Origin of the sequence: Leptospira noguchii serovar Panama str. CZ214 (genome assembly GCF_000306255.2) — a bacterium.
In the GTDB taxonomy this organism is placed as follows: domain Bacteria; phylum Spirochaetota; class Leptospiria; order Leptospirales; family Leptospiraceae; genus Leptospira; species Leptospira noguchii.
In genome coordinates this window covers 340578-353031 of sequence record NZ_AKWY02000034.1, presented here as the reverse complement: position 1 = coordinate 353031, position 12454 = coordinate 340578, and the positions used below count along the sequence as shown (strand labels likewise).

Here is a 12454-nt window from a genome sequence, read left to right as displayed (position 1 = left end):
ATTATCTCGTATCAAACAAATAGCCAACCTGGATGAGCAACTGAGGGTTTTTATAATCCCCTTTGCCAATCCCTCCTCCAAGTTGAAGGAAAAAATTACCTAGTAAAAAATCGTAGGTCAAACCCACGTATTGTTGATTTAAATGTATCTTCTGTCTATCTCTGCTTTCGTATTCTAAATACATTGCCAAATCCGAAGATTGTTCTGTTACATAAGAACGAATGATCAAATCCTCGTAAGTAGGATCTCTATGTTGATAACCTGGAAACGAAGAACCACTAGGATACGAATTTTGACCACCTCTACCAATTTCTGGTTGAAAAGGATCTACTTCAAAAGTTCCGAATACAAGAGAAACACTATGTGCGATCACTGGGGTTTTCCAAAAACTGTACCCAATATCCACCTGCCCTCCCCACCAATGAGTGTTCCATTTTCCACCAGAAACTCGAAACACCACGTCTTTGTAGTAATAACCTAAATTTAGATTAATACTACCAGGAGAACCGATGCTTGCACCATAAACTAAAAAGTTGGTAGACTTAGGAAGGGCTTTGCCTTTGAGTACGTCTTCTGTATATTCTTCCTTACCAATCTTAGTCTTTTTATCTGGATCTTCCACCCATTCAGGAGAAGGGTCCGATTTAGAATCGTATTTTTGATTTTGACTCTGAGCCCAAATAGATACATTTAAAAAACATAATATTATAAATAAGACCAATTTTTGCATATTAAAAACCAAAACTGAGTCCTTTTAAAAGAATAGAACCTTGAACGACTACTCTATCACCCTTGGTCAAACCTTCAATAACGTTCACTCGATCCGTAGTAGAAATTCCCAAAGTAACTTCGCGTCTTACAAACTCATGTGGAGCTTCTTCTACAAAAACATAGTTTTGTCCTTCTACAGTAACGATTGCATTAAAAGGAACAACAACTGTGTCACTGGCCGTGTCTTCTGGAAATTTAACATTGGCAAACATACCCGGTTTGAGTTTATATCCGGCATTAGAAATTACGATCCGAACCTTAACAGTTCTTGTCATAGGATCTACGTTGTCACCAAGTGCTTCTGCAGTTCCGGACCATTCTTCATTTGGAAAAGAGGAAAAACGTACTTTCACCTTTTTTCCTTTTTTGAGTTTAGAAAGTTGAGATTCAGGAACGTCACTGATGATCCAAGCGCTCTGAGCGCCAGATTTACCTAACAACGCCGGATTTAAACCAACCGCACGCAACTTCCCTTCGAACTCAGCAAGTTCTGCCTGATCATTGTTCCTTTGGGTTTCGGCCTCGATTAAATCCTTTTCAGTTGCCACTCTATGTTTAAACATATCCGTAATCCGTTCGAAATTTTTAATCGAACGAACCAAACTATTTCGAGAGTGAACATAACCTACATAGAGATCATTGAGTTCAGCAGATTCAAAAAGAATAATCCGTTCTCCCCCACTCACAGAAGGAGAAGTAGAAGCAATTAGACGTGCTGGAGCATCTACGTTAATAAATTCTCCTTCCTTTCCAATTTCTTTCGTTTGTATAATTTCAAGACCCGGACTATTTTCTTTAAATTCGATTTTTTCTCCGTTTTCTGAAATGATCGGTTTACTCGGAGGAAGTTTTGTCTTCTTATCAGTTCGATTGGAAAGTCCCAAAATCGCCAAAGAAACGATCGCGATAACCGCCGCCGCTCCGGTAACTAAAAGTGTTCTTCTTGTAAAATGTATCTTCATATCGGTTTCCTCACTTATTCTCCGTGTTCTCGGCTGACTTGAGTTTCGGAATCAGGACTCCTTGCCCAACGGAAAAATTAACTCCTTCAATAGCATCCATTCGATCGGTCTGAAGTTTCAACATTTCGACTATACTGGAACGATACGTCTCGAAAAAATCAGCAAATTCTAAAATTGTAATATAACGTTTTTCGTAACTTAGAATCATATCCTTAGAAAGATCCGTATATTCCTTCGTGTAAGTGTTTTTGAATTTTTTATAAAGTTCATCTTTCACTCGAGCAGTTTCAATGGAAACGGCTACTTCATTTTCAACTTCTAAAAGAGTGTTTTTAAGTTCCTGCTTTCTAGAAAGCACTGCCTTTTCAGAAGCTTTAATATTTCCCTGGTTTCTATCAAAAATGGGAACATTTAACTGAGCCGTAATTCCCCAATAGTTCTGAAACGCGGTTCCTCCCCGGTTGTACATGGGTCCGAATGCAAGATCCGGAATGGCGTTAGCGTGTTGTAATTCTAGATTGGCTTCCTCATATCGAAGAGCTTGAACCGCCTTTTTGAGATCGGGCCTTTTATTTCTTGCGACCTCCAAAAGTTCTTCTCTTTTAAATCTGGCAGGCTCCAATAAATCTAAATTTTCTTCTACGATTTCAGGAATGATTTTAGTTTCCGGATTTCTAAGAGAATCGTCGTTTAACAAAACCCTAAGATCTGCTTCTCTTTCTAAAATTCGAATATTCAAATCTTCTCTTTCTTTTTTTAAAAAGAAGTAAAGAGCCTTTAAACGAAGTACTTCCGCCTGAAGAATCGCCCTTCGTTTATAACCCATTTCCGCCGAAGCTACGGTTCTACCCAAAGCTTCTAAACTTTGATCGTAAAAGGAAATCGCCTGCCTATAGTAATAGATCGCATAAAATAACTTCCTCAATTTAGTGACGAGTCCTCGAGCCAAATCATAAAATTCCTGTTCGCTCATTCTAGCGTTCAATTCGGCAACACGTACCCGTTTACCAATTTTTCCGCCTAACAAAAAAAGCTGCTGAATTTGTACAACCGTTTGCCCGGATCTCGAAAAATCAAAATAACGTTGTGTAGGTTCTGCGTATATACTCTGATCGATAAAAATATTCGGATTCGCGTAAAGTCCCGCTTGTTCAATTCCTGCTTTTCGTGCATCAATATTAAAACGAGACGCAAGTAAAAGTAGGTTATTCCGCCAGAGTTTTTCCTCTGCAGTTTTTAAATCTAAAACCTTTTCTTTTTCAAAGGTAGGTTTTTCTTCTAAGTTCAGTGGTTGTTTAGATTCTTCGTTTTCTTTGGGAAAAATAACAGAGTCCAAAACTTCCGTTTTCGATTCCTCTGAAAAAACGCAAATCGTAAGAACAAGGAAAAAAAGTAAAATGAAAATCTTTTTCATAGGTTTTCCAAAAATGATGGTTTGCTGATTCAGTGTACAAGTTCTCCACGGTTATATTTGATTTTACTTATATTTTACGTACAAACCAAGTTTGTACGTAAAAATTTATCGTAAAGATTTGAGGAACCTGAAAGGGCTCCGTAAAAAAATCAAACCGTTGGAGGTGGTAAATTCAAAAGGAGAGAAGATAATAAATAGCTAAAATAGGTTTTAGGTGCGTTGAACTTTCCGGAAAAATAATGAACTTCCATTTTTGAAAGTTCGAAAAAACCGGAGAATACGAGATCTAAAAAATCGTAACGCCCTCTCGTATAAATTGCAAGATCCCTGGTTTCGATACCGGATTGAATTTCAGAACGCGTCTTATGTTGCGATTGGTTGTGAATCTTTTTCGCAAGAGTGGAATGAACTTCCCTACCTCGAACGTCTAAAAAAGCAAGATCAAAGGTTCCATCTTCTTCACAAGGTAATACAATTATCGCCGTGAGAACAAGAATCAGAAGTTGATGGATCCAACGGACCTTCATTCCTCCACGATTCTAAGGCTAAATCTGACTTACAAACGTTTTTCGATTTTTAATGCTTAAAAATACGGCACTGGTTTGTTTTTTTAAGGTTTGATTTTATTTAAGGAGCCACGTGCTCCACTCGTACTACAGTTCCATTTCGCATCAAAACTCTAATTTCTAAATCAGGCTTTACACCGAGTTTATGTCGACTAATTGGCCTATTGTAAATATAAGCTTCTATTCCATTGGTTCGGAACTGAACTTGATCCGGATTTCCTAAGAATTCTTTTACAAAAATTCGATTTTGTCCCTGTAAAGTATCTTTGATTTCAGATCTAAGCCTGAGATTCTTTTCAATTTCCGGATCTAAAACCGGAGTTTGATTTTTTTCAACTTCAGCTTGAGCTTCTGTTGAACCAGAACCTAAAAGTTGTTTGAGAACTAGTTTCTCACATTTTTCGGAATCATGAAATGTTTCCATACAATCCGAATAGATTTGTTTTGCGGTTCCTTTTTGAGGTTCTGTTGTTACGCAGTAAAATAGAATGCAGGACAAAATCGAAATGAAAATAGAAAACTTCAGCGTTTTCTTCTCCGACTTGTTTTTCTTTCGGTTCCTCCGCCGGAACTGGTAGTAACCGTTACACTAGAACCATTAGGTTGAGAACGATTCAAATTGCTGCCTGAAAATTCTTGAAATCCTCCCGTAATTTCTTGCCCCACTTTTTTATATTCCTTTTTTTCTTCTGGTAGTTTAGAATTTTCTGATACTTCCACTCGAAAAATAAAATTTACGATCTCGTTCTTCAGATTTTCGATCGCAGAATCAAACATTCTAAAACCTTGAAGTTTATATTCTACAAGAGGATTTCTTTCGCTATAACCTACCGTCCAAATCCCTTCTCTTAAATGATCCATGGAATAAAGATGTTCTTTCCAACGATGATCTAAAATATCCAAGAAGATATTTCTTTCGAGTAATTTCCAAATATCTCTTCCAATCTTTTCTGCTTTGGATTCGTATTTCAATTTTGCAATCAAACTTACTTTTTCGAAAAGGGACAGTTGTGGGTTTTTAGATTTTTTAAATTCTGCTTCGTCAATTTGTAGGTTCAAATCTAAACCTTCAGACCATTCTTTCAAAGATTCTAAATTCCAAGAGGATGGGTTATTTCCCTCACAGTGAGTTACGATCTGATTTTCTACAGTCTCTTCAATAAAACCTGAAATTAAAGAAGAAATATCTTCGTTTTCAAGCACCTCGTTTCTCATTTTGTAAATTACAATCCGTTGACGGTTCATCACATCATCGTATTCAAGAAGGTGTTTACGAATATCAAAGTTATGACCTTCTACTCGCTTTTGCGCCCTTGCAATTGCGTTACTCACCATTTTACTTTCAATCTCTTGACCTTCAGGCATATTGGCCCATTTCATAAGACCTGAAATTCGATCTGAACCGAAAATTCTCATAAGATCGTCTTGAAGAGACAAATAGAATCTACTCGAACCAGGATCACCCTGGCGACCGGAACGACCTCTAAGCTGGTTATCAATCCGTCTCGCCTCGTGTCTTTCCGTTCCTAAAATATGAAGCCCTCCTGCAGCCAAAACTTCTTCGTGATTTTTTTTCCAGATTTTTACGGAACTTAAAATTTCGGAGGCACGTTTTTGTTTGGATCCGGAGTCCATTTTCTGCATTAAAGATTCTGCATATTCAAGATTTTGTCTTAAAATAGATTCCTTAAATTGTTTTACAATTTCGTCATCATCCTTCCAAGTTTCTAGATTCTCTTTATAAAGTTGAGCCCCTCCTAAAACGATGTCGGTTCCTCTTCCCGCCATATTAGTAGCAATCGTTACGGCACCAGGTTTACCAGCGTTTGCAACGATCTCTGCTTCTTTTTGATGAAACTTAGCGTTTAATACGTTATGTTGAATTCCAGCCGAAGCTAACATTTTAGAAAGAACTTCTGACTTCTCAATCGAAATGGTTCCTACAAGAACCGGCTGTTTTTTAGACTGTAGCTCTCGAATTTCAGTCAAAATTGCCTGGAACTTTTCTTTTTCAGTACGATACACACGATCTGGAGAATCTTTTCTTTGAACAACAACGTTTGGCGGAATTACAATCACGTCTAAATTATAGATTTTTTTAAATTCCTCCGCTTCTGTATCTGCCGTTCCAGTCATTCCGGCAAGTTTATCGTACATTCTAAAATAATTTTGGAATGTGATGGAAGCGAGAGTCTGAGATTCTTTTGCGATCGTAACGTTTTCTTTAGCCTCGATCGCTTGATGAAGTCCGTCGGAATATCTTCTTCCTTCCATAGGACGACCGGTAAATTCGTCTATAATTACAACTTGGCCTTGTTGAACCACGTAGTCTTTATCCACTCTAAAAATTTTATGAGCCTTCAGAGCTTGATGAACGTGATGAACTAAATCTACGTTCTCAGGAGCGTATAAATTTTCGATCGAAAGTATTTCTTCCACATGAGAAACACCTTTTTCAGTCAAAAGAACGTTACGCGCCTTTTCGTCCACTTCGAAGTCCTCACCTTCGAAGAGTTTAGGAATAATTTTATTGACACGAACGTATTTATCAGTCGCTTCATCGGAAGGACCGGAAATGATCAAAGGGGTTCTTGCTTCGTCAATTAAAATTGAATCTACCTCGTCTACGATCGCAAAAAAATGAGACCTCTGAACCTTATGATCCTTATGAGAAACCATATTGTCTCTTAAATAATCAAAACCGAATTCGTTGTTAGTTCCATAAGTGATGTCTGCGCCATAAGCTACCTTTCTTTGTTCGTGATCCATATCGTGCTGAATCACACCAACTGAAATCCCGAGAAAGTCATAAATTGGTTTCATCCAATTCGCGTCTCTTTTGGCAAGGTAATCATTTACTGTAACAACGTGTACACCATTCCCCGCAAGAGAGTTGAGATAAACTGCAAGAGTAGAAGTAAGAGTTTTACCTTCTCCAGTTTTCATCTCAGAGATGTTTCCACCGTGAAGAGCGATTCCACCCATCATCTGCACGTCAAAATGCCTCATTCCCATAGTACGAAGAGAAACTTCTCTTACGGTGGCAAACGCCTCTGGAAGAATCGAATCCAAGGATTCTCCTTGTACAATTCTTTCTTTAAACTTTTTCGTTTGAGAAGAAAGAGTGGAATCGTCCATTCCTTTCATACTTTCTTCTAAAGAATTAATTTGTCTAACGATCGGGATGAGTTTTTTTAGATCTCTCTCAAATTTACTTCCGAAAACCACCCGGAGAATGTTTTGAATCATATTCACTTTTCCGTATATTCTATTGTTTGAATTAATGCTCTTAAGACAATCGTGCCAATTCCAAAAATATCTCAATTCTTAAGATAACAAGATTTCTTCTTTAAATTTTATCACCCGCTGTAAGTCGCCATGACTTGAGGACTTAAAAGTGCGTGTTGATTTGTCTCAAAACCAGTAGAGTGGTCCAATATTTTTTCAAAAACTCTACATCCTACTTTCTCCATCTGAGACCTCAAAAGTTCCGTTTCCGGTCCTGGAATCCAACCCGCAGAACGAATAAAATCAGAATGCACCTTTTGCCAAACCGAAAACATAGAAGCAGTGACTTCTAAGTGGCATTGAATTCCGAAAATTCGATCTTCAAAAGAAAACATCTGATTGGAATATTTTTGGCTTTTTAAAAGATGTTTTGCTCCTTTAGGAATCGAAAACACGTCTTCATGAAGATGAAACGCGGGAAATGAAGAAATTCCATCGAATAAAAAATAAGGCTCTTGAACCTGCACGTCGTAAAATCCTACTTCGGGTCCATTCTCTCCCCGTTTGACTTCAGCGCCTAAGGCTTTGGAAATAATTTGTGAACCAAGACAAATTCCAATCATTTTGCGGTTTGGAATAGACGCCGCATAACGCACTAAATTCAACCAAGGTTCAAAAAAAACTGCAAGAGACGGATCCGTAACGGACTGAGGCCCACCTAAAAGTACAATTAGATCAAAAACAAGATGAGCATCCGGAAGTAGTTTTACTCGTAAATCGTATGCGTTATGATAAGTGATTTTATAATTTCTTTTTTTTAAAGAATCCAGTAAAATTCCTGGACCTTCACAATCTTTAAATCGAACGATCAGACTTCTCATGAAGACCCAGCCATTCTTTTGAAAAATAGTATCTTCTGGTCTACGGTCAGTCTTTGTGGATTTTCCTCTTCACTAATGGGTCCAATAAAATTATAATATAGTATAAAAGGTTTTGTTTTAAAAAGAAGAGTTTCGGGGGTTCCAGTGATGATAGAATTGGTTCTACTGACTCGAAACGGTTTTTTCATTAAAAGTATTGGGACTTGAATTTTATATTTCTGAATTTCATCCTTTACCAATGGAATCACTTTGGTCAGCATTTCATCTTCTGACATAACCTCTGAATCATCGAAAAATAAAGATGGGTCAACCGCCATATAAAATTGGACCTTGGGATCCTTTTGCATTTCCTGATAGAGATAATTGAGAGCTGGAATTTCTTTAATACAGGGAACGCAATTTGGGCCGTATACGTTTAAAATCAATCTAGATGCTTTCACTTCGGAAAGTCGAACGGGCTGTCCATCCAGAGTGATTCCTTGGAATTCTTGGATGCCTAAATTGGATTGTTCCGACAACGCACAATAAAATCCCGATAAAATGAAAATAAAATAAAGAAAAAACCGATGGATCACGTTACAAATAATTCCAAATTCATGGATAATACCAGGAGAAAGCCTAATAGAGGGAAATTCAAGGAATAAAAATCAAAGGCAATTTGCGACCTAAAAATAACAACAGCCACTTTTCATTTTAAAAGAAATCAAAGAGTTTGGGTCAAAATTTCATTTCTAAATTTGTAAGAGTTCCCACATTTTACAGAATTTAGCAAGACAAACACAGAAAATGGGATTTCATTTTTCTGGTGGAAGAACGATAAAACTTAGATTGATTTTCGTTTTTTCTTCACCTTCAAAAAGAGAAGAATTGAATCTAAATTCGACTTCTGCCGGAAAGATAGAGTTTGTATAAGGAAAAGAAGCAAGACGATTTTCTTTTTTTAATTTTTCTTTGATTATAGAACCCAGATATTGAAACGAACCGATCCAATCCTCTCCCATTTCAAAACCTTCCATTCTTTCTACAGTTCCGGAAAGACTCATCGTAGCGTAATAGGAATCTTTGATCATTTTAGATTCGGAAGGGGTTAACTTTCGATTGAATCGAATGAGAAAACCGGGAGTTTCTCTGGCATGAAAGTAAAGATAATTAGAAAACTTTTCCCACGTGTCCGGTTTTTTATGATTTGGAATTTCTATTTTATAATGATGATTTTTTTCGACAGGCTCGAGACATTCTCCAACCCGATTAAAATGATCACAAAGAATCATCGAAACGATTTCCAGTCTTGAAGGAGTACAACACCCAAACAACAAAAAATAAACTAAAAAGAAAAATAGAATATTAATCTTTACTAATATTTTGAACATAAGATTCTCTCAAACTCGTAAAAAAATAAATTACTTCTGGAGTTTTGAAAAACGGAGGAGCCGTCTCTTTAAAAACCATCTTCTGCTTCTGGTAGTTATAAACCGTTTCCGCATAAACCCCGTTAAAAAGATAAATTCTATGAAAATCGTCTCGGATACTCGAAATCACAACAGAATGATTACAAAGGTATCCTGGAAAAATTCGAACCCCTCTGTCCTTTTCCACGGCGGAATTCTGAATTGAAATACATTCTTTTTGAATGGAGGGAAGTTCTTCTCTGTGAATTCTTCTTTTAAAAGAAAGAATTTTAGTATTTCTTCCTGGAAACGAATTCCAAAAATCTGCGTCCGGTTCCTTCCAAGTAGGCATGGGATTACTTTCATACAAGGTTGCGGAGAATTTTTTTTCGGACTTCGTTTTGATGGAATAAAATATTTCCGCTTCTTCAAAAGTGACCACAATAAAAAAGGCCGCACCTGGAGGACGGTTGAGTTTTTCTTTAGTAACAGGATTCTTTTTAGAGGAATTCATCGGATAAAAATTAGCTTCCAGAATTTACTTTCAAATCGAAATAATCCAGAATTATTTTATTCAACCATCTTCCGTCTGGAATTTCCGGAGTAGGGTCTGTCAGAAATCCGACGTGACCTCCTTTAGGACTTAGAATCGTTCGTATATGAGGAAGTTTGTTCCATTCTATCTTTTCCCAATCAAAGGGAGGAGCCACAGGATCATCTTCAGAATGAATTACAATTCCAGAATGTCGAATATTTGGAATAAAACGAACACAAGAACAATCTAAATAATATTCCTCTGCGCCCTTGTATCCGAAAAGTGGGGCCGTTACACGATCGTCAAATTCATAAAACGTCTTAGTTTGGAATGCGTTTTTTTCTAACTCAGCCGGAAGTTGAATGATTTTATTTTTGATCTTTTTACGAAATCCAGACACAAATCGATTCCTATAAAATTTTCCATCTCTCGAATCGATAAACTCGCAACCCTTAAATAAATCTAAAGGAGGATTGGTAGAAGAAAATGCTTCTACTTTGTGATTCCTTCTTTCACCTAAATATTTTAAAACCAAACTTGCAGAAAGTGAAAACCCAGAGAGAAAAATTCTATGAGAAAGTTTTTTCCATACAAAATCGATTACATCCTGAACATCATTCGTCTGACCAATGTTATACGTCCCTTTAGAAAATCCCTGACCTCTACCACAGTTTCTAAGATTCATTCGAATACATCCGTATCCTCGAAGTAAAGCGCTCTGGGCCAAACTAACTAAATAAGAACTGTCCGAGGTTCCTTCCATTCCATGAATCATTACAATATAAGTTCCGTTCCAAGACGGGCCAGAAGAATAGTGGGAAATAGGAGGATTGTGTTCCAACCAAAGAGAATCTCCAGAACCGTCTCCCAATTGCAGAAGAATGTCTTCAAAATAATACTCGCTCCTAAGACGATTTTTAGGAGGAAAAAAAGTATTATAGACGGTCTGAAGGTGTTTGCCTTGAACGAATCGTTTCGGTTTAAAGGCTTCTGAACTCATTATAATATGCGTCTATAGAATATTACAATTCTCTAAAAAACTCGTCCCAGTCTTCCAATTGTTCTTTTTTGATATGAGAGCTTTTTTTAGCAAATTTATAAAACCTTCTTAGGAAGTCGATCCCACGTTTTACAATTGTCGGATCGTCAGGATGCATATCAGAAAGATAAAAATTTACGAACTCGTCTAATTCGAAAGAACCGATGTCTTTTAAAAGAACTCCTTCTTGAATTTCTTCTTCTCCTTCCAAAAACAAAAGAGAAACAAATTCCAGAAAGAGTTCGCTTAGGTTTTGATCTAATTCCGAATTTCTTCCCTTTTGTCCGGAAGAGACTAAAAATTCTTTTAGGAATTCTTCTAAGGAAATTAACTTAGACAAGGTTTTATTCGAATCAATTAAAATCGATTTTAGTAGCGAGTTTATTTACGATTCCGTATTTGATCGCTTCTTCCGCGTCCATGTAATAATCTCGGTCCGTATCCTCTTCCAATTTGGAAACGGGATGTCCACAAGCATCTGCAAGGATTTGATTCAATTTCGCCTTCGTCTTTAGGATTTCTTCCGCGTGAATTTTCAGATCTGTTGCAGGTGCTACGATCTGCCCTCCAATACTAGGCTGATGAATCATCACTTTACCGTTTGGCCAAATAGAACGTTCTCCTTTGGCTCCTGCGGCAAGTAGAACAGAACCCATAGAAGCAGCCATTCCCATACAAACCGTGTGAACTGGAGAAGTGATCATCTTGATCGTGTCAAATACGGTCATTCCCGAAGTCACAACTCCGCCAGGACTATTGATATAAAAAGTAATTTTTTTTCCCGGATCTTTCATTTCCAGGTAAAGTAGCTTACCGACTAAATCCTTAGAAGATTCGTCTGTAACAGGACCCCAGAGAAAAATCTTTCTATGGTCGAGGAAATTTTTGGAAATTTTACTTCCTGTGAGTTCTTCGAATACTTCTGTGATTTTTTCTGTTTCTGACATGAACCTTTCCTTATTCGTTTCTAAAGTCCAGTTTCTTCTTCCTCATTTTTATGAAAACTCCAATACAAATGAAACTAGAGAAGATTACATAGAAAATCCGAATAAAATGGATGGGTGGAACTGGAAATTGTTTTCCAGGACGAAACGCGTTCAATCTAGAAGCGAGAACCGGTTTGAGTTCGGATCTATTTTCCGTTTCTCTAAATTTAACGATATGAGCGTTTTCACTCAATAAATAAAACCGTCTTGCTTCTCTTTCCAGAGCAACTTGATCGTTTTTTAAAATCTTTTGTTTTTCTTCCAACTGCCTATTTTCATAAGAGAGTCTTTCTATATCGAGTTGTAAAGAAGCAAGTGATTCTTCCAATTGAGAACGTACTACGATTCCGGATTCTCCCAAGACGATGAAATAAAAAAGTCCTGAAAGAAAACAAGAAAACCAGAATACTTTTATTGGAAGTTTGATCATAAATTTAGCTGCTTTCGAAATTTTACCGTTTGTTTCCTATAAATTCCTTAAACTTTTTAAATAAAAAATCTTTTTGAATCTTTAAAATTTCAAATCTCTTCTTTTAAAATCCGATCAACTTGAAAAACCAATAGAGTTCATAAAATCAAAGTATTTTAAAAATCAAATTTCCAAGTCGAACTTAGTTTTGAAACAATCATCCAATGAAAAATTCATTCGATCAAATTTTCAAATTGTAAATCTGTTTTATACAA

General features: G+C 36.8%; 14 protein-coding genes. All 14 read right to left on the bottom strand.

Annotated elements, in window-relative coordinates; all coding sequences use genetic code 11:
- Position 1: 1 nt before the first annotated feature.
- On the bottom strand, positions 2-730 hold the full coding sequence (locus LEP1GSC059_RS18975; protein ID WP_020981278.1) for a hypothetical protein: 729 nt from the start codon (positions 728-730) through the stop codon (positions 2-4).
- A 1-nt stretch (position 731) separates the two neighbouring features.
- On the bottom strand, positions 732-1733 hold the full coding sequence (locus LEP1GSC059_RS18970; protein WP_002177796.1) for an efflux RND transporter periplasmic adaptor subunit: 1002 nt from the start codon (positions 1731-1733) through the stop codon (positions 732-734).
- A gap of 10 nt (positions 1734-1743) precedes the next feature.
- Positions 1744-3147: a TolC family protein gene (locus LEP1GSC059_RS18965; protein ID WP_017214802.1), complete on the bottom strand. Its 1404-nt coding sequence runs from the start codon at positions 3145-3147 to the stop codon at positions 1744-1746.
- A gap of 149 nt (positions 3148-3296) precedes the next feature.
- Complete coding sequence (locus LEP1GSC059_RS18960; RefSeq protein ID WP_002177708.1) at positions 3297-3674, bottom strand: hypothetical protein; 378 nt, start codon at positions 3672-3674, stop codon at positions 3297-3299.
- Between the two features lie 100 nt (positions 3675-3774).
- On the bottom strand, positions 3775-4212 hold the full coding sequence (locus tag LEP1GSC059_RS18955; RefSeq protein ID WP_017214801.1) for a hypothetical protein: 438 nt from the start codon (positions 4210-4212) through the stop codon (positions 3775-3777).
- Positions 4213-4235: 23 nt separating this feature from the next.
- Positions 4236-6962 carry a preprotein translocase subunit SecA gene (gene secA, locus LEP1GSC059_RS18950; protein WP_020981156.1) on the bottom strand — a complete coding sequence of 909 codons (2727 nt, stop codon included), beginning with the start codon at positions 6960-6962 and terminating at the stop codon, positions 4236-4238.
- A 110-nt stretch (positions 6963-7072) separates the two neighbouring features.
- Positions 7073-7822 (bottom strand): type 1 glutamine amidotransferase, encoded by a 750-nt coding sequence (locus tag LEP1GSC059_RS18945; RefSeq protein WP_020981235.1) that lies wholly within the window; start codon positions 7820-7822, stop codon positions 7073-7075.
- A complete protein-coding gene (locus LEP1GSC059_RS18940) occupies positions 7819-8397 on the bottom strand; it encodes a TlpA family protein disulfide reductase (RefSeq protein ID WP_017214800.1) in 579 nt (192 codons plus the stop codon). The genes LEP1GSC059_RS18945 and LEP1GSC059_RS18940 overlap by 4 nt, the downstream gene beginning before the upstream one ends.
- A 219-nt stretch (positions 8398-8616) precedes the next feature.
- Positions 8617-9192, bottom strand: a complete 576-nt coding sequence (gene lcpA, locus LEP1GSC059_RS18935) for a complement regulator-acquiring protein LcpA (protein ID WP_002177698.1) — start codon at positions 9190-9192, stop codon at positions 8617-8619.
- Complete coding sequence (locus tag LEP1GSC059_RS18930; protein WP_002177790.1) at positions 9167-9724, bottom strand: DUF4416 family protein; 558 nt, start codon at positions 9722-9724, stop codon at positions 9167-9169. The genes lcpA and LEP1GSC059_RS18930 overlap by 26 nt, the downstream gene beginning before the upstream one ends.
- A 10-nt stretch (positions 9725-9734) precedes the next feature.
- Positions 9735-10745, bottom strand: coding sequence for a YheT family hydrolase (locus LEP1GSC059_RS18925; RefSeq protein WP_002177766.1), 1011 nt, complete (start codon positions 10743-10745; stop codon positions 9735-9737).
- Between the two features lie 22 nt (positions 10746-10767).
- Positions 10768-11124 (bottom strand): hypothetical protein, encoded by a 357-nt coding sequence (locus tag LEP1GSC059_RS18920; RefSeq protein ID WP_002177800.1) that lies wholly within the window; start codon positions 11122-11124, stop codon positions 10768-10770.
- 13 nt (positions 11125-11137) lie between these two features.
- Positions 11138-11731: a ClpP family protease gene (locus tag LEP1GSC059_RS18915; RefSeq protein ID WP_002152784.1), complete on the bottom strand. Its 594-nt coding sequence runs from the start codon at positions 11729-11731 to the stop codon at positions 11138-11140.
- 10 nt (positions 11732-11741) lie between these two features.
- Positions 11742-12200: a septum formation initiator family protein gene (locus tag LEP1GSC059_RS18910; protein WP_002177788.1), complete on the bottom strand. Its 459-nt coding sequence runs from the start codon at positions 12198-12200 to the stop codon at positions 11742-11744.
- Positions 12201-12454 lie beyond the last annotated feature (254 nt).